The 20,336-nt window shown below is 36.7% G+C and carries 25 protein-coding genes; all 25 read right to left on the bottom strand.

Annotated elements, in window-relative coordinates:
• Positions 1 to 214, bottom strand: a 214-nt coding sequence (locus tag HN643_00005) for a hypothetical protein (GenBank protein MBT7500038.1), incomplete at its 3' end; no start/stop codon positions are given.
• A gap of 191 nt (positions 215 to 405) precedes the next feature.
• Complete coding sequence (locus tag HN643_00010; protein ID MBT7500039.1) at positions 406 to 1,098, bottom strand: hypothetical protein; 693 nt, start codon at positions 1,096 to 1,098, stop codon at positions 406 to 408.
• 97 nt (positions 1,099 to 1,195) lie between these two features.
• The gene (locus HN643_00015) at positions 1,196 to 2,461 is read right to left on the bottom strand and encodes a hypothetical protein (protein ID MBT7500040.1); all 1,266 of its coding nucleotides are present in this window, start codon (positions 2,459 to 2,461) and stop codon (positions 1,196 to 1,198) included.
• A 109-nt stretch (positions 2,462 to 2,570) separates the two neighbouring features.
• A complete protein-coding gene (locus tag HN643_00020) occupies positions 2,571 to 4,529 on the bottom strand; it encodes a penicillin-binding protein 2 (GenBank protein MBT7500041.1) in 1,959 nt (652 codons plus the stop codon).
• 115 nt (positions 4,530 to 4,644) lie between these two features.
• Positions 4,645 to 5,403 carry a slipin family protein gene (locus HN643_00025; GenBank protein MBT7500042.1) on the bottom strand — a complete coding sequence of 253 codons (759 nt, stop codon included), beginning with the start codon at positions 5,401 to 5,403 and terminating at the stop codon, positions 4,645 to 4,647.
• 42 nt (positions 5,404 to 5,445) lie between these two features.
• Positions 5,446 to 6,516 (bottom strand): hypothetical protein, encoded by a 1,071-nt coding sequence (locus HN643_00030; GenBank protein ID MBT7500043.1) that lies wholly within the window; start codon positions 6,514 to 6,516, stop codon positions 5,446 to 5,448.
• Positions 6,517 to 6,594: 78 nt separating this feature from the next.
• A complete protein-coding gene (locus HN643_00035; GenBank protein MBT7500044.1) occupies positions 6,595 to 6,972 on the bottom strand; it encodes a four helix bundle protein in 378 nt (125 codons plus the stop codon).
• 56 nt (positions 6,973 to 7,028) lie between these two features.
• Positions 7,029 to 7,349 carry a hypothetical protein gene (locus HN643_00040; GenBank protein MBT7500045.1) on the bottom strand — a complete coding sequence of 107 codons (321 nt, stop codon included), beginning with the start codon at positions 7,347 to 7,349 and terminating at the stop codon, positions 7,029 to 7,031.
• Between the two features lie 264 nt (positions 7,350 to 7,613).
• Positions 7,614 to 8,045: a hypothetical protein gene (locus HN643_00045; GenBank protein MBT7500046.1), complete on the bottom strand. Its 432-nt coding sequence runs from the start codon at positions 8,043 to 8,045 to the stop codon at positions 7,614 to 7,616.
• Positions 8,046 to 8,195: 150 nt separating this feature from the next.
• The gene (gene tgt, locus HN643_00050; GenBank protein ID MBT7500047.1) at positions 8,196 to 9,314 is read right to left on the bottom strand and encodes a tRNA guanosine(34) transglycosylase Tgt; all 1,119 of its coding nucleotides are present in this window, start codon (positions 9,312 to 9,314) and stop codon (positions 8,196 to 8,198) included.
• 88 nt (positions 9,315 to 9,402) lie between these two features.
• Positions 9,403 to 9,735 (bottom strand): hypothetical protein, encoded by a 333-nt coding sequence (locus tag HN643_00055; GenBank protein ID MBT7500048.1) that lies wholly within the window; start codon positions 9,733 to 9,735, stop codon positions 9,403 to 9,405.
• A gap of 40 nt (positions 9,736 to 9,775) precedes the next feature.
• A complete protein-coding gene (locus tag HN643_00060; GenBank protein ID MBT7500049.1) occupies positions 9,776 to 10,096 on the bottom strand; it encodes a hypothetical protein in 321 nt (106 codons plus the stop codon).
• Positions 10,097 to 10,110: 14 nt separating this feature from the next.
• The gene (locus HN643_00065) at positions 10,111 to 10,431 is read right to left on the bottom strand and encodes a hypothetical protein (protein ID MBT7500050.1); all 321 of its coding nucleotides are present in this window, start codon (positions 10,429 to 10,431) and stop codon (positions 10,111 to 10,113) included.
• A gap of 120 nt (positions 10,432 to 10,551) precedes the next feature.
• Positions 10,552 to 11,184 (bottom strand): HD domain-containing protein, encoded by a 633-nt coding sequence (locus tag HN643_00070; GenBank protein ID MBT7500051.1) that lies wholly within the window; start codon positions 11,182 to 11,184, stop codon positions 10,552 to 10,554.
• Positions 11,185 to 11,449: 265 nt separating this feature from the next.
• A complete protein-coding gene (locus tag HN643_00075) occupies positions 11,450 to 11,797 on the bottom strand; it encodes a hypothetical protein (protein ID MBT7500052.1) in 348 nt (115 codons plus the stop codon).
• 21 nt (positions 11,798 to 11,818) lie between these two features.
• On the bottom strand, positions 11,819 to 12,724 hold the full coding sequence (rsmH, locus tag HN643_00080; protein MBT7500053.1) for a 16S rRNA (cytosine(1402)-N(4))-methyltransferase RsmH: 906 nt from the start codon (positions 12,722 to 12,724) through the stop codon (positions 11,819 to 11,821).
• A gap of 109 nt (positions 12,725 to 12,833) precedes the next feature.
• A complete protein-coding gene (mraZ, locus tag HN643_00085) occupies positions 12,834 to 13,265 on the bottom strand; it encodes a division/cell wall cluster transcriptional repressor MraZ (protein MBT7500054.1) in 432 nt (143 codons plus the stop codon).
• Positions 13,266 to 13,525: 260 nt separating this feature from the next.
• Positions 13,526 to 14,014 (bottom strand): hypothetical protein, encoded by a 489-nt coding sequence (locus HN643_00090; GenBank protein ID MBT7500055.1) that lies wholly within the window; start codon positions 14,012 to 14,014, stop codon positions 13,526 to 13,528.
• 86 nt (positions 14,015 to 14,100) lie between these two features.
• Entirely contained in the window at positions 14,101 to 15,540 is a 1,440-nt protein-coding gene (locus tag HN643_00095) for a hypothetical protein (protein MBT7500056.1), read from the bottom strand.
• A gap of 66 nt (positions 15,541 to 15,606) precedes the next feature.
• On the bottom strand, positions 15,607 to 15,744 hold the full coding sequence (locus HN643_00100) for a hypothetical protein (GenBank protein ID MBT7500057.1): 138 nt from the start codon (positions 15,742 to 15,744) through the stop codon (positions 15,607 to 15,609).
• Between the two features lie 100 nt (positions 15,745 to 15,844).
• Positions 15,845 to 16,570 (bottom strand): hypothetical protein, encoded by a 726-nt coding sequence (locus tag HN643_00105; GenBank protein ID MBT7500058.1) that lies wholly within the window; start codon positions 16,568 to 16,570, stop codon positions 15,845 to 15,847.
• Complete coding sequence (locus HN643_00110; GenBank protein MBT7500059.1) at positions 16,567 to 17,250, bottom strand: hypothetical protein; 684 nt, start codon at positions 17,248 to 17,250, stop codon at positions 16,567 to 16,569. Before HN643_00110 ends, HN643_00105 begins: the two co-directional genes overlap by 4 nt.
• Before the next feature lie 105 nt (positions 17,251 to 17,355).
• On the bottom strand, positions 17,356 to 18,060 hold the full coding sequence (locus HN643_00115; GenBank protein ID MBT7500060.1) for a hypothetical protein: 705 nt from the start codon (positions 18,058 to 18,060) through the stop codon (positions 17,356 to 17,358).
• 80 nt (positions 18,061 to 18,140) lie between these two features.
• Positions 18,141 to 19,532 (bottom strand): L,D-transpeptidase, encoded by a 1,392-nt coding sequence (locus HN643_00120; protein MBT7500061.1) that lies wholly within the window; start codon positions 19,530 to 19,532, stop codon positions 18,141 to 18,143.
• Between the two features lie 28 nt (positions 19,533 to 19,560).
• Entirely contained in the window at positions 19,561 to 20,202 is a 642-nt protein-coding gene (locus HN643_00125) for a hypothetical protein (protein MBT7500062.1), read from the bottom strand.
• Between the last annotated feature and the right edge of the window lie 134 nt (positions 20,203 to 20,336).

Here is a 20,336-nt window from a genome sequence, read left to right on the forward strand (position 1 = left end):
CCACAATTTGTTCTTTCTTCGCAATATAATCGCGCATCACTTGAAGCGCTTCTTTATCACCAGCTTCAGCTTTTACTTTAAGTTCAGCAAAGCCTAAGCCACCTGAAAGCACTTCCAACTCAGACATTAATTTATCAAAATAACGTTGCTGAACTTCAGTGAAGTTAGCGTGCAAAGATCTCTCATTTAGTTGTACCATCTCTGGAATTTTCATAAAATCTAATTTAATTTACCCCCATCTCTTTCTTCCCCCTAAGGAGGAAGACGATCCTGACTCACTATAAATATTTTTTTTATTCACAACAATCAATTCATGCCATGTATTTCCTGATTACCAATTAATGATTACCTGCCTGCCAGTGAGGTATGCAGTCAAGCGCGATATGCGATACGCGATTCACGATATTATTCTTTTCTCTCGTATTTTCTTATAAACTCCTGAAATGGCAGTCTGAGGATACCTTGAGTTTCTTCCCCCTCAAAGGCGACACGTAACACTGGATCATTTTTCCGGCGATCCCTTGGTGTAAGAACATCAAACTCAATAATAACAACTTCTTGTCTTGGGTTATCTTGACTCTTATAAAGATCGCCCCATTTGACGCCATAATATTCATTTAAATCTAGTAATCCTACACTTCCCTCGGTTATATCTAGTGATGTGTCAACTGCGGCCACTTGATCACCATTAACTATTTCAGCGCCTGCTTTTGTCCTTATTACATAACTCTCTAATTCAGTTCCCTCACCTATAATTTCCTCAATAGTCACTGCTTTCCCAAAAGACTTCCTAATAATAAATTGGGACCTACTTAAACAGATTACCACATCACCGACTTTCAACGGCTTCTCCCTTAATTTGTACTCAAATTCCCTTGTTTCAATAAACTCAACAATCTCTTCTTTTTTGGTAATGTACTCTCGCATCATCTGAAGTGCTTCTTTACTTCCCGCCTCAGCTTCTACTTTCAATTCAGCAAAACCTAAACCACCTGAAATAACTTCCAACTCAGACATTAGTTTATCGAAATGTACCTGCTGACGTTCAGTGAAGTCAGCTTCGAGCGCTTTTTCATTAATTTGTTCAAATGATTTCATATTAGAATATTAAGTATTAAGTATTAAGTATTAAGTATTAAGTATTAAGTATTGTGTATTAGGTATTTATTATGTTGTTGTTCTGGGTTAATCATATTTATTTTTCACCAAAAATCTTCGTGTTCCCATTTTTATATGTAACAACTAGTTTACCATCATTCATAACTGAAAGCGTTGAAGCTCCGTCACCAACCTTGACACATTTACTTGTTTTAACAAGCTTATTCTCAATGATAAAAAAAATCTCTACTACCCCATCTTTAGACAAGGTCAAAACTTCACCAGTTGGAGCTACTAAAATGTCTATAAATTTGTTGGAAACGTCATAAACTATCCGATTAACCTCCTTACCAGTTTGCGCATCAAGCAATACCAACCCAAAATGTTCCTCTATGCCATTTATTTTTATATCATCCAAAAAACTCCAACTTACCATTGCTACAACATGCTCTTCATTAACACAAGCCAGTCTATCAACCATTTGAATTAATTCCTTAACATCAGAAGCTTTAATTCCATCATCCGAAATAGAACTATACCATTTCTTTTCTTTTGGATTACTTTTATCAACACAAACAACATCTCCCTGATGAAGCAAGTCACTAAAAACAACTTGACTGTCGTTTAAGCGACCTGCATCTGTAACATCTGCAATTTCTAAGCCCTCGGTTACAACTGATTCCTTACCAGAGAAATCAGCAATATTGAGCCTAGAAACCTCGTTCATCTTATTACCAAAAAGTACCAAGCAATCCTGACTTATACTAACACCTTTACGATGTCTCAACTGTTTCAGCGGATCATCCCAATCTTTACCCAACCAACGAGAGCTATAACTTTTCTTTGACCAGCTTGAATAGTATAATGTAAGATCGTCCATTATTGAAAAGTACTCTTGTGGCCCAATTGGAATTATATCTTTGACAAAAGTCATGTCTGTTTCTGTAATTTCATATAATTCATTATCCTCTGGTTGAATTACACTAAATGTAGTAAGCTCGCTTTCTGAATCATGAGTTACTACGAGCATTTCTGAACTTGGTATCTTAAAAGTCCGCGCATTAGAGCCGGCTGTTCCATAATCCTTCAATTCTTTAAAACCCTCCCAATTTATTTCCTTTTCCCCGAATATTTTTTTGGTCTCAATAAATATAACGATCTGCTCTTTTTTGGCGATATAATCACGCAAAACCTGAAGTGCTTCTTTACTTCCTGCCTCAGCTTTTGCTTTAATCTCAACAAAACCAAGTCCATCTGAAATCACTTCCAACTCAGACATTAGTCTATCAAAATGTGCCTGCTGAACTTCGGTGAAGTTAGCTTTGAGTGCGTTTTCTTGTAGTTGTTGTTCTGGGTTAATCATGTAATACGAATAAACTTAGATGCGAATGATGCTAATATGCGAATAAAACACTTTGTGCTAATTCGTAGCATTCGAATATTCGCGGCATTCGCATAAGAATATATTCGTATTATTTAACCTCAGGCGGTACCTCATAATAGTTTAATATAAATTTAGCAATTTTACCAAATAGTGGCGCGGCGGAATCAGATGAAAATTGGACAGCGGTTGGTTGCTCAAGTTTAACTACCATCGCAAAACGCGGATTATTATACGGCGCAAACCCTACAAAAGTGTGAATAGTCTTGTCGCTATAACCACCTTTTTCAAAGTCTGGCACTTGAGCAGTTCCAGTTTTACCAGCAACTAAATAACCTGGCACACCTGCTTTTGTAGCATGTCCATTCTTTACAACCGAAACTAGCATGCCACCAAGTAACTTTGCTGTTTGTGGAGAAATTACCTGACTAACAACTTGCGGAGTTGTTTTCTGAACAACCTCACCTTGTTGATTTACTATCTGTTCAACAATATACGGTTTAACAAGCTTACCATCATTAGCAATTGCAGCAAAAGCGTGTACTAACTGCATCGGAGTAACTGTAATTCCTTGACCAAACGAAGCAGTGGCTAAATAAATATCATTTTTACTATCCAGAGATTTTAGATTACCACTATGCTCCTGACATAAATCAATATCAGTTTGCTTACCAAAACCAAACTCCTGCACATAATATTTAAATTGTTCCAAACCAACTTTTCGAGCCGCAAAAACTGCACCCGTGTTTAATGATTTTTCCAAAACCTGCGTCATTGTTTGCCAACCGTTAGCCTTTAAATCTGAATTTTTAATTACATGCCCGGAAATATGCAACTCGCCATTGTCCTGATAACCCGTAAAAGGATCTACCTGCCCAGAGTTTAGAGCTGCGGCCATGGTTATTGGTTTAAACACAGACCCCGGCTCATAACTTTCTGATAAAATTGGATTATTAAAAACATTAATATCTTCAACCTTGTTGTATTCATTAGGATCAAAATCAGGATTATTACACATTGCCATTACTTCACCTGTTTGTGGGTCCATAACAACTACACTACCACCAATCGCATCATATTGTTCAACTGCCTTATTAAGCTGGTCGCAAACATAATATTGCACTGATTTATCAATTGTTAAGATTAAATCACTTCCATTGTCTGCTTTTCGAAAATCCTTGCCAGCCACAGCAATCCATCGCCCAAAAGTATCCAATTCACTTCGTAGAAATCCAGACTCGCCAGCTAATTGACTATTATAACAACCCTCAATTCCGTAATAACCTTTTAGCATATTATCTTCGGCTTGCTTCCCGACAAAACCCAGCAAGCTGGAACTAATATTTTTTTCCGGATAGAACCTAGTCATTTCTGCAGTCCAATGAAATCCCTCTAACCCGTAGGCTTCTAATGCATTAATTTCCTGCTCAGAAACCAAATGTTTTAGAGGTTCGTAAGGATCATCTTTTTTATTTAATTTCATTTTCCAATTTTCAACTAATTGCTTGTTTAATTCTTCAAGCTCTGCTTTATCCAAGGCAACTGAATCTGCTGTTGTATTTAATTTTCCAGAATCATCCTCTGGATTATCTTCATCTTCAATCGTTGAATCATTTGATTCAGAGTCAAGAGACGTTTCTTGAAACGTCTCTATTTCAATATTGAAAGTTTCTTTTAATACCTGCAACGCAGCCTCAGGATCCTGTATATCTTTTGGAATAGCATATAATAAATACATGGTTTTGTTTGTGGCAACTGGATAAAAACTTTGGTCATCGCGCACCACTTCGCCCTGTTTATCTTTTACTAAAATACTACCACGTGATGGATATAAATGTTTAAAAATCTCATGTTGACCAGACGCTAAAGCAATATAATATTTATGATCAATAATTTGTAATTTGAACAAACGAAAAACTATTATTAAACTAAACACTACAAAGAAAACCATCAAAACGCCAATTCTAAAATCCCGTTTATTACGGTTCTGTTCAACATAACTACCTGAGTATATTCTAACCTTTTTCTTTTTCTTTTCTAAAATAGCCATAAAATCAAAAATAAACAGACTCCTGATCTGCAACTCTATTATAGCAAAAATTATTCAATAAAAAAACACCCGTAAAAAATTGGACTGGGGTGTTTTTTTATCTTAATATATTGATTTACTCGCCTGATTCTTTCTTCATTTTACCTGTAAATCCTTCAAAAGCTCTTAAAATTTCAATTGGCAAAGCAAAGACTACTGTATTTGACTGATCTGAACTTAAGTCATTGAGTGATTGCAAAGTCCTCAAATGAAGAGCTCCCGTTGAACCAGCTAACATTTTTGCAGCCTGAGCCATATTTGCTGACGCCTGAACTTCACCTTCGGCCTTGATAATAACTGCTCTTTTTTCTCTTTCCGCTTCAGCTTGCTTGGCAATGGTTCGTTCCATGTTTTCTGGTAAAGACACATCCTTTAGTTCCACATTTTCAACTTTTACTCCCCATGGATCGGTAGCTTTATCAACAATAACTTTAATTTTCTCAGAAATCTTATCGCGCTGACTCAATAATTCATCCAACTCAACCTCACCAACAATATTTCTCATCGTTGTTTGAGCTAATTGAGAAACAGCATAATAGAAATTTTCCACTTCCAAAATTGCCTTACCGGCATCTGTTATTTTGTAATAAATAACGGCATTAACACCAACTGAGATGTTATCCTTGGTAATTGCTTTTTGATCAGGAACGTCAACGGCTTTTGTTCGCATATCCACTTTGGTCATCTGTTGAAAGACTGGCAACACAATTCTCCAGCCAGCATTTTTTACTCCTGTAAATCGTCCCATAGTAAACATCACACCTCTTTGGAATGCATTGATCTGCCGCAAACTAATCACAATAAGAAAAATGATAACTCCAATAATATAATACATATGAATGGCAAAACTCGAATTTTAAAATTTGAGTTTTTATTATTAATTATTTATTTCTTCAAGTTGTTTTTTTAAATCTTCTAGCTGTTTTTCCAATTCAGCAGGATCAACACCTTCAATTTGCTTGAGTTGCTCTTCGAAATCAAGTGTAGCACCATCTTCACTGTCCAATCCCATCAAATCCAAATCCATACCGGGCATAAATACTTCTGCCATGTTGAAATCACGGACATTAGCAGGTTCCTTGATTTCAAATTCCTGATCATAATCTGAAAAACTTAATGAGATATCATATTTCATGGAACCACGCTCTTCAGTTTCGGTCAACCACCCTAGCTCTGCTTTGTATATTAGATAATCATCCACACCAATCCATAGATTACCAGTTACACTAGATAGAGCCTGAACTGATTCATCTAAATCAGTTTTTTCCTGAGCTGTTAAATTACGATCCTCCATGATCTCTGTAGCTTTTTGTAAAAACATTTTTAGATCCTTTTGATTCAAATTAGTTTGAAAGTTATATACTTCCTTGCCATCAAGATCCTTGATACCATTATTGGTAACAACATCAAAAAAATCTGTATTCTTGATCAATTTACGCAATTCTTTATTTTTCTTTTCATCAATCTTTTTTTGTTTACTTGATAAATCTTGTCCAAAACCAAGAGAACTAAAATCAAACTTGTACCAATTCCCTTTCAACTTAGATAAATCAGCAATTTGCAAATTAGGTACCTCTGACAATGAAAAGTATAAAGTTTCCGATAAGTAACGGATTACTCCACTGAAAGATAGTTCTGATTCATCCAACCGATATTTAATATCGCCCGCCAAATCATAAGCCAAGTCCTTGCGCACATCAATCGGCCCATTAAGTTTAACTATCAACGCGCCCGGCACTAATGCCGCATTTGTAGACCCAAGATTTTCCAACTGTGGAAACTGGCCATGTACTCCGATACTGATTTCAGTATTATATGATTGCACACCAGACATCGCCAAAACCATTTTTTTCAAAACCTTTTCTGGACTTGGAGTACAAGCAGTTACACTAACCAAGACGACCACACACATTAAAATCATCCCTCCTATTTTCATTGTTCGCTGCATATAAACAAGTTTCGAATATTACGCGAATATTACACTAATATTACACGAATATTGTATTCACATTAATTAAACATTCTCTTAAGAATCTCTAGAAGAATAAGTTGTTTTAATCCATTTATTTAACTGGTAATGGACTTGTTGTGCTCTCTCCACAAATAATTTATACTTTTCCTGAGTAATTTTTTCTCTCTTATACATTAGATCACACCAATGTTTTGACTCCATTAATGATGCCCTTGCATTATAATAAAATTTAATTCGATCAAGATAGTGAAAACGACCATAACCTTCAACAATATTTGCAGCGTTAGAATCAACTGAGCGAATAAATTGATCGCCAAGTATTTTTCTGTCTTGCCAACTTAAAAACTCATACAGCTGCCAACCCAAATCGCACAACTCTAGGGATATTTTATAAACAAAAACATCTTCAATTGGAATATACTTACTTTCCATTTTGTTATAATATTTGTTTAATATTTGCGCAATATCTGTTCAATATCTGTTCAAATTTAAAATTCTAATGAAGCTTCTTGCCAAGCGTCTTGTGAACCATTCCATTTGAAAATTTCTAAATTGTTTACAAACTCAGTGGCTGAATAATCATATTTCACGGACATATCACTACCAGATCGACTAGAATAAAAAGTTTTTTTATCCAATACTTTAGGAGTAGTTGTCCGTATTAATTTAATTCTTCCCATAGGTGAATCAAAGACCACGGTTTCGATAATGCCACTCTCAATTTCAGGATGATCCTCAGTCAATTCTTCCTCCAACTGAAAATTTTCCTTAATTTTGAGCATCGCATCTTCCCATTTTTCATCATTCATATTATTAATAGTAAAACAAGCTAAACAAGTAAAACTAGCAAGACAAGTTATGTTAACTTGTTTTACTTGCTTTCCCTGAACTTAACGAGCTTTGCGAGTTATAGTTTAGGGTCTCGCCCGCCTGCCAGAAAGCAGGCTAGTCTAGCTAGTCTTGCTCGTTCTAGTATATCAAAACAGTAGATTTTAGCAAATAATTTCCAACTAAACAAAAAACGTGACTAAAGTAGTCACGTGTAATTTTAGACAACTCACAGTTGAGTGTTGTCATTTACTTTTCTTTCCTTTGCCCTTTCTTTCCCTGGCAGCTTGTTTCCTTTTTTCGAACTCATACAATCGATGAGCTTCTTTGAGATATATTCCTCGATAATACCGGAGCATGCTCTTGGTAGTTTCAAGTGTCAACCCATATCTTTTAGCTACCTGGTCACGAACATTCGCGTTACTAGATCTATCCTTCTCAGGAACTTTGGTGTTAATATAAAGATGAAGTCGGCCTGCTGTCGGCCATAATCTCTTCCACTTGGGATCCTTTTGGCTCAAACTGTGAATAATTTCGGCCATTCGCTGACATTCAGCTTTTTGATCATGATTTTTTTGTCCGGACTTCAACCACTCACTAACGTTTCGCCTGAACACAATCAACAAAATTAGCAGAACAAGAACAACTGCCAAAAACATATAAGTGGGAGTCAACATTTAAGACCTCCAATCTTTAAATGAACTAATTGTATATTCCATATTAACTCTTTTGTAGTGCTCTGTCAAGGCTAACTTAAAAACCCTCCTTTCTAAATTCTGAACACAGTTCAGGGCAACAGAAAGGAGGGTTTTTATATTTCTATACTTTTATAATTCCGAACGAATCTTTTCCATCAAGCTTAAATAAAACTCAAGGTTATTTAACGTTGCCAACCTCTGCGCTAATGGCTCATCAGTATTAAACATATGCCGTAAATATGCCTTGGAATAATTTCTTAACTCTGCAAACTGAGACTCAGCGTTGATTGGACTTTGATCGAACTTAAATTTCTCGTTCTTTATATTTATTGTTGAATAAAACTCTTTTCCTGCCTCTAAAATATTATCTACTTGATTCTTATCACTTGAAGATTGAAACTTGTATAAACGTCCATGTCGCGCTTCCCGAGTTGGAATCACGCAATCAAACATATCAATTCCACGCTTGACTGCCTCCACAATCTGATGTGGATAGCCAACTCCCATTAAGTAACGTGGTTTGTCCTCAGGCAGGTGTGGGCAGGTCATTTCTAGAGCTGAATACATTTCTTGCTCAGACTCTCCTACTGCCAATCCACCAACTGCATAACCATCAAACCCAATTTTAATCAAATCCTTTGCACTCTTTTCTCGCAAATCAGGTTCCAAGCCACCCTGAACTATCCCGAATAATAGAGGTTGCTTGGTTAATTGGTTAATTAGGTGATTATTTAAAAAAGCTTTACACCGCTTAGCCCAAGCTGTAGTTAATTCAACTGATCTTTCCAAGTAATCACGCTCAGCTGGCAATTTCACACATTCATCTAGTACCATCATAATATCTGAACCAATGTTAATTTGGATTTTGATTGATTCTTCAGGTGTCATGAAAAACTTTTTACCATCTAGATGTGAATTGAATTCAACTCCATCTGGGGTGATCTTACTAATCTTGGACAAAGAAAAAACCTGAAAACCACCAGAATCTGTCAAGATCGGTTTTCCCCAATTCATAAATTTATGTAAACCACCCAGCTTCTTGATTTCCTCTGACCCAGGTCGGAGCATTAGATGATAAGTATTACCCAGAATAACATCTGGACCTAGCTTCTCAACCTCCTGATAACTCAAAGTTTTAATCGCACCCTTGGTAGCAATCGGCATAAAACAAGGGGTTTGGATTTTACCCTTGCGTGTAGTTAACTCACCTCGGCGAGCCTTACCTTTAGTTGTTTTTAGATTAAACATATTGTTCTAAACGATTATACTACAAAATTAAACCTTTTTCAAGACTAAAAAAGCTCCGCATAAGATGCAGAGCTTTATTTTTCACTTGCTAAATAACTGGAATCACCAGTTGCTTCAGTTCAGTTACAACATAGGCTCTGAGCTTCTCACCATGATCAAGCATTCGAATAACCATTTCTTCTTCAAGAACAAACGGGTACCAATAACTGACCAAATTGTGATGAAGGGTTGCTTTTCCAGGAACTCCTACTAAACCTTTGAATTCGTATTTCCTCAAACCGATTTTCTCTGCTGCCTGTTCCACAGACTCAGCATCCACATAACCCATCTTTTGCCTGGCATCATGACAAAAAATCGGCGTTGAGTTAGGTTTGTCCGGAATAACTTCAAAAAATTCCACAAGAAAAACTTCATTCGCCATCAGATTTCTCCTCGAGTTCAACAAAAAGAATTTTTTCTGATCAGTTCAACTGACCAGCATCTTCCAATTTCTCAACCTGTCGCAAGCGAAAGCCTTTGACAATTTCACCATTACTGAGTTTTCTCAAAACTTCACCTAGGTCATCTTCCTTGTACCAATAGGATTCAAACTGACCACGGAACCAAACTGCTTTAACTTCAGAAAAATCTAATTTCCCTAGACCGAAGAGAACTGCTGCTTGGTTGGGATCTGTGCAACCCTCAAAATCAACTACACCAAGAACATTTTCGTTCTCATCAAAAATAGGTTGTTGTGGATTGCTATCCGGGTGAATATTAAACTCACCAATCAAATATTCCATTATTCTCCTGTAAATCAGTCCTCTTCAGGGCCATCAACTTCAGTGATTTTGTATCCGTAAATAGCTGAGCCATCCTTCATTGTCACATCACAACCTAGTGTGATTACCAATTTCCCATCCACTTCTTCGACTTTAGTTCCTTCAGGCAAATAGAGCGGCTCATCAGTTAGAGGGTCAGAAATCAAAGACTCTTTTCCTAACCCATGCTTTTTGAAAATCGCATCAACTTTTTCAGCACCAATTGCACCGAAAGATGTAGAAAAAGTCCGTTCCTCAATTTTTCCGTCTTTCAGAATATACTTCTGCCTGGTAACCAAAAACCATTTTTCAGACATAATTACCTCCCATTAAATTAAAGAACAATTCAATAATTAATCCTACCTTAATTCCAACAGTTTGTCAATACAAAAAAAGACCCCGCAATTTACGGGGTCAAAGCATTTCGTAAGATCGAATTACTCGCTATACTGCTTTTTTTTATTTTCTTCGAGAGCTGCATCAATCAAGAGCCTATCTTCCGGATACTTTCCCAAAAGCATTTCACGAAGAGTCGGGCCAGCCTCGTCAGATCCATCTTTGATCTTTGTATCTCGATGAGAATATGCGTCCACAAAGTCACAAATAGAAATGATCGTGGAAATGTTCAATACCTTCTTAATAGTGGCAGGATTCCAATGCTTTGGAAAATCCTCAACTGTCAGACCATAGCCAGCCTTGTAAACTGCGTGATGCAAACCAGCGCAAAGCGCAGTAAATTCATGAAAATCTTTCAGTGCTTCTACTCCTGCGACAGCATGTCTTTTTACTTCAGCATACTCCTCGGCAGTAATATTGCGTCCGTCAAAAAGGTAATAAGGCAAGACAATCTTGCCAATGTCGTGCAGTAAGCCAGCGAAAAATGCCGCTTTTCCATCCTTGTGAAGCTTCAGGGCCACAGCTTCGCTAAGTAATGCCACGCGCTCCAGATGTACCTTTACTTCTGGATGCTGTACTCCACTCAAAGCCAGGAAGATTTTTGCAGTTTGATCCAGGCTACCTTGGGGCTGATATTTTTCAATCTTCCTCTTAACCAAGGTTGATATCTTCATCTGAACCTCCTATTATACAAAGAACTATTTAATAATTAAGCCTACCTTAATTTAAACAGTTTGTCAAGAATACCCCCGATCCTTGTCATCCCGGACACTGATCCGGGATCTAGTAAATTTCAGGGGATTCCGGATTAAATCCGGAATGACGAAAAGGGGATGAATAAAAAATCCACCTAACCTAAAGGCGGATATGTTAAGTGTTAAGTGTTAAGTAATTATAAAATAACAACCCTCGAGCTGTTATTTTTATACTTTTATATTTTTATCTTTGGGCCACCAACTGACCAGCAGAATCATAATAGGTTATACAATCAATTGGAACCATATTTAATTGGCTAACTTTTTCGGACAAATCTGTCATGGATCTCATCTCAATAGCTTGCAGTTGTAATTTTTCATTAGATTCCTGTAATGCAGTAATTTGTTTTTCAATATCACGAACTTGAAAACCCTTAGCAGCAATGTAATTGACCTCAACTAAATACACAACAATCGAACCAACAAACAAAAGACCTACCATCACCAAAAATACTGGCTTAGTCAATTTAGCCAAACGACGGTGCAAGTGGCTACTTCTTTTTGGCTTTAATGATTGTGAATATTTAGTCATAGAAATAATTAAAGGGAATAATTAGATCTTTTCAGCAACTCTGAGTTTAGCACTTCGACAACGAAAGTTCTGAATAATTTCTTCTTCTGATGGAACGATTGGTTTTTTGGTTATTATTTTGTACTGAGATCTATGTTCACAACGACAGACTGGAATCTCTTTTGGACAATGACACTGCGTTGCTTCATGACGAAAAAACTCTTTTATAATACGGTCTTCAATTGAATGAAAAGCGATTACTGCCACTCTGGCCCCTGGCTCCAACAACTGTGTAATATCTTTCAATACCATGCGAATATTGGCTAATTCATTATTAACCTCCATTCGCAAAGCCTGAAAAACTTTTGTTGCTGGATGAATTCTTGATTTTTTACGTGGTAAAGTTCTAACGATTAGACCGACCAACTCCAAAGTTGTTTTAAGTCTATCTTGTTTTCTGGTTTCACAAATAGCTGTGGCAATTTTCCTAGCTGATTCTTCCTCAGCATTTTCCCTGAAAATATTAGTTAACTTATCTAACGGATACGTATTGACAATGTGCTCGGCTGTTAAAGGATTACTTTCTGCATCATAACGCATGTCTAGCGGTTCATTAACCTGAAAAGAAAATCCACGTCCTGAATCTTGCAATTGATCTGAAGAAAGGCCAAGATCAAAAAGGATCCCGTCAATTTTATTAAATTTTTTATCATACACTGCTTGTTTTATTTCTATATAAGATTCATTTACTAAAACCAATCGGCTGGCATATTTTGCTAATCGTTCTCTGGTTCTAGTAATTGCCTGCTTGTCCCAGTCTAAGCCTAGGACTTTCCCGTTTGGTCCAGTTAGAGACAAGATCGCCTCTGCGTGCCCTCCACCTCCAATGGTACAGTCAACAAAATTTTGATTTTTATGAGGATTTAACGCCTCAATGACCTCTTTCATGAGGACCGGTTTATGTACTGTCATCACATTTTTTGGATCTATTACCAAATAAAGATTAGTTCTAAAATTTTTAATAATTGCTTAGCCATACTATTTATTTTTATTTTATTTAAACACCTAACTCACCTAATTGTTCAGCAATATCATTGCTATCCTTCTCTGTCTGATTTTTGTATGTATTCCATTTACCTTCATCCCAAATTTCCAAACGATTATAAAGACCGGTAATAACAACCTTCTTTTTTACACTTGAATACTGACGCAGATAATCTGGCAACATAATTCGGCCTTGAGAATCTAATTTAACGTCCATAGCGCCAGCTAACATAAGCCGAGAAAAAGCCCGGCTATTCGCCTGGCTAATTGGAAGGGTTGCTAATTTTTGGGCAAGAACTGTCCATTCAGTTTTGGTATACACAAAAAGACAGTTATCTAATCCCCGTGTAACGACTGCCCCTGACTTTAATGCAGCTCGAAATTTGGCAGGGATTGCTAGTCTGCCTTTGGAATCAACTGAATAATTGTATTCACCGATGAACATAATTGAACGTTTAAACAAAAATGAAGAAAAGAGTTGTGAAAGTAATTCCACAATTCCCCACTTTTCTTCACTCTGCAGTCATTATACCCCACCAAATACCATTGAGCAACACTTTTCTTGTGGATAACTTCTTGTGTAAAATTAAACAATCTAGACCTTTCCTAAATAAATTATTGCGCTGTGGATAACTATTTCTCTAAATTAAATAAAAAAACAGCCGTAGGTACAAGTCTCGACGTATCCCTACGGCTGTTTTTTTTCTACGTAATATTCGGCTCCTTACCGTAAACAGGTATTACTAATTGTTTTCTTGTTTTTTTGCTTTCTTGCCCGCCTTGACCGCCGTCAGGCGAGGCAGGCTTTCGTGCTTCTGCCCAAACTTTTTCCAACTTTTCCTTTTCAGGCAAGTCCAACCACGATTTTTTCAACTGAACTCCAACAATCGGAATATTCAAACTGTGAGCCAAAGTATTGGCCGTAACAATTCCAATTCGCAAAGCTGAAAACTGTCCCGGCCCCTGAACGACGATAATGCCCTTTAGTTGTTCTTTAATTTTTGCTCCTTGCCCCTTAACCCTTCCTTGCCCTTTGCTCCTTAACCCTTGCCCCTCAAACAATCTATCGATTGTTTTCAACAACAACTCGGACTGTTTATACGGGTTTTCAACAGTTTTTATTTTCTCAATTTTATCTTCGCCAATGGCCAAAGAAAATCGAGCATTGCTTTCAGTTGAGATTAGTAAGTACATAAATAATTAGTGATGAGTAATAAGTGGTGAGTTGCCAATCAACAAAACCAACAAGAAGACCTTGGTCTACTAATAGCTGTTCTGGATTAATCATAATAATTAATAATTTTCCCCATTACCACAACACCTTCAACATCACCTTCAAAGAAAAATCTTCCACATACTTTACCTCCAACATTATGAACGTTCCTACAGTTTTTTATTTTCCTTCCTTCAATTTCAGTTATAATTTCTCCATTAATAACTGGGTAATAATCACCAGGGAGATCCTCAAATCTGGCGCTACAATTCAGTTTACCTTCAATAACCTCCACAGATTCTGTTTGCTTAATCTTATGCCCGTCAATCTCGCGGATTACTCGCCCTTCAACTATTGGATATTCTAGTACATACCCAGCCATTTGCCCAGGTCGTTTATATGAAACTTTTGCTCTACCGTTTATAGAGTTTTCCGTATATTCAATATAATCAACATCATGTGAAACTGGATTATCATCTGGCAAATCATCAAGTTGTACTTCTTCACCACGGTTGACCACGACAACACCTTTGGATACTATTGATAGTCTTGCACAAAGTTTATTATCGATATTTTTAACATAACGACAATCAATTATTTCGTTGCCCTTAAACTCAACTATGTCCTTTCCGTCTATGACCGGAGTGTGTTTCCTTTGTTCAGTAAAACCTTTCGTGGTAATATAACCATTTAACTCACCATTAATAAATTCTAATTCCTTAATATAATTAAGAGGGTGGCCATCCACTTGGTCAACTTCTGTCATCTTACCATTTTCCACATAAACTGGAATTCTTTTTGCTCTCCATTCTTGCGTTTTCGGATCAATATATTTATCATTCATGGAAAAACCAAAACTTCCAGTTGTTTGATCAAAATGGATATCCTCTGGATGAGCATAAACAGGGTCAGCAACTTCAAATTTATTATCTCCACATGCACCGACCTGTTCTAAAATCCTACCAGAATCATCAATCACAGCAATAGTCTTCCCAGATTCTAAATTGAAATGAGCCAGAATCTTCCCATTCTGAAAGCTCATGTCATAAACACTTTTTACTGAATATTTATTGCCGTCAGCATCAACCAACTCTCTGATAATTTCTCCTTTGATTATCGGTAGCCAGACATCGTCTATACAAATACGGCCATACAACTTACCATTCATTTCAGCATAGCTGTTCCATTTATCCAACTTAACACTTAAGGCCTCTAGGTCATCTACAAAAGATTCAATCAAACCTGGATCAACCAGCTCCTTGTTAGCAAATGGTATTTTCTTAGTTTCAATAAACTCTACGATCCGCTCTTTCTTGGCGATATAATTCCTCATCACTTGCAGTGTTTCTTTATCACCTGCCTCAGCCTTTGCTTTGAGCTCAGCAAAACCCAAACCTCCCGAAATCCTTTCCAGTTCAGACATTAATCTATCAAAATGTTGCTGCTGAAATTCGGTGAAGTTAGCTTTAAGTGCGTTTTCTTGTAATTGTTTTTCTGGATTTATCATATTTAATGTGTATTATGTGTCAGATGTTACTCGTTATGTGTTACGTGTTACGTGCTACGTGCCTAGCTATTCTTTCTCAACCAACGTAAAACTCTCTTTAAATCCTGCTATTCCATTTGATAAATCAGCATATTCTTCTACGTTTTCGTAAGCTACCCTTATCTCAGCTTCCTTTGTGTTTAATTCTTTTGATCGTTTGACCAAGTTTTAGTTTTCCTTTTTCTAGTAGGAATTTGTAAAAATCTAATTAAAATTCGCCCCAAAGGGACCACTTCGTGGTAGATTCGGATTATATTGTTCAGATTTATTTCATAATTAAAGTTAAAAATCTTTTTTTTAATGATTTCGGGGTATGAATCATAGTCCTGTATAGCCCGCTTCCCAAATCAAACTCAATAGTTACATTATATCTACCAAACTTATAGTCAAAACAGATTACTTCAACAGATTCAATATCCTCAAGGCCTATTCCTGCTGGCAAATCCTTAATTGACGGTGAGGAAGCACGAAATTCCAATTTTTGGCCAATGTAAATTCCCTCATATTTATTTAAGTCCAATTCGCCAGTCGCTTTATCAATAATTCTTGCAACATGCTCATTTGTGGTAGAAACCACCTTACCATTCTTTAATTTAACATCTAAATACAAATATGATTCACCAGTTTCAGTAGAAGTATCAGACCTTTCTCCAACGTACTCTCCCTGCTTGGCTCCATCACCAAAAAAGTCCACTGCCACTAAGTCACCTACTCTAAGTTCTTTATCCCGTAATGGAATAGTATCATAGTCGATTTCAATCTCTTTCGTTTCAATAAACTCAACTATCTGTTCTTTCTTAGCAACATAATCACGCAGCACTTGAAGTGCATCTTTATCACCGGCTTCTGCTTTTACTTTCAGCTCAGTAAAACCCAAGCCACCTGAAATTTGTTCTAACTCAGACATTAACCTATCAAAATGCTCCTGCTGAACTTCAGTGAAGTTAACTTTTAATGCCCTTTCTTGTAACTGTTGTTCTGGGTTAATCATACATCCTCATATAATAGTTTAAACTCGGGTATTGATAAACAAGGGAACCTTTTTTCTCCCTCATGATCACGATACAAATACTTCACATTAACTTGATGACTGTTATCAGTCCAACCAAACTCCAAAACCGTTACTTCCTTGGAGCCTAACATTTGCTTATCTTTACATTTATATTTTTTCCCTCTTTCTAAACCACTCATAGCATTTCGAGCAATCAATTCTAAACTTGTACCACCTTCAGCTTGAGTTGTTGTGCCAACTAACTTGATAACATCACTTTGTAAAACCCTCTCATTAGAACCATACTGGCGCCTTACTAAAATTATATTACCACTTCTGGCTCTTTCAATCCTAAGCACCTCTGCAACAATTGGGAACGAAGAATGATAACGTACTACCACTTGATCCCCAACATGAATTTCTTCATCATATTTTTCAAAATGCTCAGGGTCCTTTTTCTTTTCAATAAACTCCACAATCTGCTCTTTCTTCGCAATGTAATCTCGAAGCACCTGCAACGCTTCTTTGTCACCGGTTTCAGCTTTTTCTTTAAGCTCATCAAAACCCAAGCCACCTGAAACCACTTCCAATTCAGACATTAACCTATCAAAATGCTCTTGCTGAACTTCGGTAAAGCTAGCTTTGAGTGCGTTTTCAGTTAGTTGTTCTATACTTTTCATGTTTGATATTCTTTATTAAATATTGGATACTGTGTATTAGATATTTTACTCGTTATTGTTCTCGTCCCGCATAGCGGGATCCCGTTTGCGGGAGATTTAACATAATTAAACTTTCTCATATAATTTTTCTAAATCTTTTGGTGAATATAAAACAGAGGATGCTGAGCTACCATCTTTATACAAAATATCCAAACTTATTTTTAATCCATTAAATACATGCCAAAACCCCACAACTAAAATTGAATCAATTTGCTCAATATTAAGTGGTATACCCTGAGCTTCCGGCAACGGACTTTTTATTTTTAACTTTTGACCCGTAAAAAACCCTCCGTATTTATTCAAATCCAACTTACCACTTTGTTCATTAACAATCTCTGCCACTATATGAGGCCTAACCACGTGGCGCTTATCCCCAAAATCAACAGAATAATATACGGTGCCATCGTCATATCGACTTATTGAAGCAATTACTCCTTTTGATCCAGCGGGGATACCGGGATTATAATACCGTAAAACAATCACCTCGTCACCACGCTGTAACTCTTTATTTCTAAATGGTATATCATTATAAGAAACAGGTGTTTCTTTAGTTTCAATAAAAACCACAATTTGCTCTTTTTTGACGATGTAATCCCTCATCACTTGAAGTGCTTCTTTGTCACCAGCCTCAGCCTTCTCTTTTAATTCAGCGAAGCCTAAGCCACCTGAGATCACTTCTAATTCCGACATCAGTTTATCAAAATGCGCCTGCTGAACTTCGGTGAAGCTAGCGTGGAGTGCGTTTTGTTGTAGTTGCTCTAAGTTTTTCATAGAAAAACGTTCTTGTTTAAGGGTCAAAGTATATTCTTCAATAATTACTTTTCCTTTTTACCTTTGAACTTTTAACTAATTTATTCATGTATAATCACTGGCGTGCTAATCGGTGCCCACTTGTAAAGTGCTTCTGCTGGACCAACACCAAGTCGAACGCAACCATGCGAAACTGCCTTCCCTAAATGATCTTCACCTTCTTTATAACCATTCGGCCATTCTGGCAACTCGTGTAACCCATAGCGGGGTTTAAACGACATCCACCAAGGCATATATAAACCATATGTTGCAGAATAGGCTCGTGGTGATTTTTGAAAAATTTTAAATTCGCCGAGAGGCGTGGGCATAGACTTCAATCCACTGGAAATTATATATTGGTCAACTAATTTTCCATTTTGATAATATTTTAGTTTTTGTTCTGAAATATCAATATCAATATATTTATGTAAAAACCCCTTTCCACCATCTCCAAGTTGTTGTGGCATGGTTATCAATTCTAATTGATCATCATTATTAATGTCAGAATAGTCAACGTTTACTCCCCCGCGAAAATCCTCGTCGTAGGCAAAAAAAGATGGCTTGTCTATCAATTCGCCAAATGAATCAAAGAAACGAACATGAGGACCACCACTGTAGCCAGCTCCAGTTACAATTATGTTTCGCTCCAAAGTTTTGGCAACTGAAAAATTAACACCTCCACCAAAGCCAGGATGATAAGCAAAAAACTCTTTGATCATCGAACCGTCTCGACGAAAAATTTTAACCTTAGGAGAATTACCAGACCCTAAACCGACAATTACTTCTTCAATGCCGTCACTCCCCAAATCAACAGCTTCAATTTTTACTGGCTCAAAATTATTTTCCAATTCAATTTCAATCGGCTGACCAATCTCCTCACCAAACCTAGTAAAAAATTTGATCCAACCACGAGAACCTTCTATCACGCTAACAATAATTTCTTTTTGTGAATCGCCATCCACATCACCAGCCGTCACTTCCACTCCACCGCGATAATCCTTGTTATGAGCCCAGAAACCAAATGTATATAGTGGCTGGCCCTGGCCGTTGAATATTCGTATTTGTGGCCCACCGCCCGCGCCAGGGCCAGCAATGATCTCTTCACGCCCATCTCCATCCAGATCTGCTACAGCTAATGAAATTTCACCTGTAAAACCTGGGGCATATGGTTGCCATTGATTTTGCAAGTTGCCCTCAAAATCAAAAATCTGAATTGTTGGCTGATCTTGATTACCCAAAGCAACTGCCAACTGCTTATTACCAGATCCCTGTAAATCAATAGTTTGAAACCGCAAGCTACCTGAAAAATCATTAGGCATGATGTCCAACGTCTTTTCTAGCTTCAAGTCTTGATCGTAAACCATTAAGTCCGGCAAATCGCTTGCCAAAGAAGTTTGGACAAATAAAAAAAGCCCCCCGCAAAGGACTAAAACAAAAATCACTTGACTTTTCATATATTTAAGCATGGTTCTTGGCTAATTATTAACTGATTATTTCAGTGTATTGAGAATCAATCTTTTTCTTGGCCAAATTATTAATAATAACGATATGACCATCATTATCCATTATACTCTCTAAAAAATTATCTGCAATGTCTTTCCTTAAATTATACTCTGCTAATGTCAATAAAGTATAACGAATCTCCTTGCCTAATTCTTTTTCAAATTTCCTAAAACTCTCTTTTGCTTTCACTATGTCAAAGTCTCCGATAATAACAACGTCTGTTTCATCCTTATCCTTGTCAACAAACAATCCCCCAAAAGCCATATAATGAATATCACCCAATCGCTTGATCTTTTCTACTAATTTCTTTTCCAGGAGTATCTTACCCTTGTTAAACAAATTAGTTAAATCTTGCAAAAATAGATTCTTGGTGTTCAAGGAATAAAACTTTTTTACATTCAAACCTTTTTTTAGAGGCTTTTCATTTTCTGAATTATCAACAGCTTCCTCAGCCTGAATTATCTTCAAATTTACGAGATTATCAAGCTCTCTCCGAATAGAATTAATCAAAGAATCAGTTAAACGTGTTAGTTCCCGAACAAAAAATTTCTTTTCTGGATTATCCAGAAAAACCTTTATCAACTTCACGCGCGTCTTTGAACCAAATAATTGTTCAAACATATTTTATTACCATCTTGCCATTATCCCCCTTTTGTGGCTCAAATAGTTGATTATTTCTTTGCAAGTATAGTATAATATATATGTTGTTAAAACGTCAAATTAATAAGGGCTAAAATCACAACTATCTATTAACG

Source organism: Candidatus Falkowbacteria bacterium (genome assembly GCA_018674305.1).
Taxonomy (GTDB): domain Bacteria; phylum Patescibacteriota; class Patescibacteriia; order UBA11705; family JABHMO01; genus JABMRF01.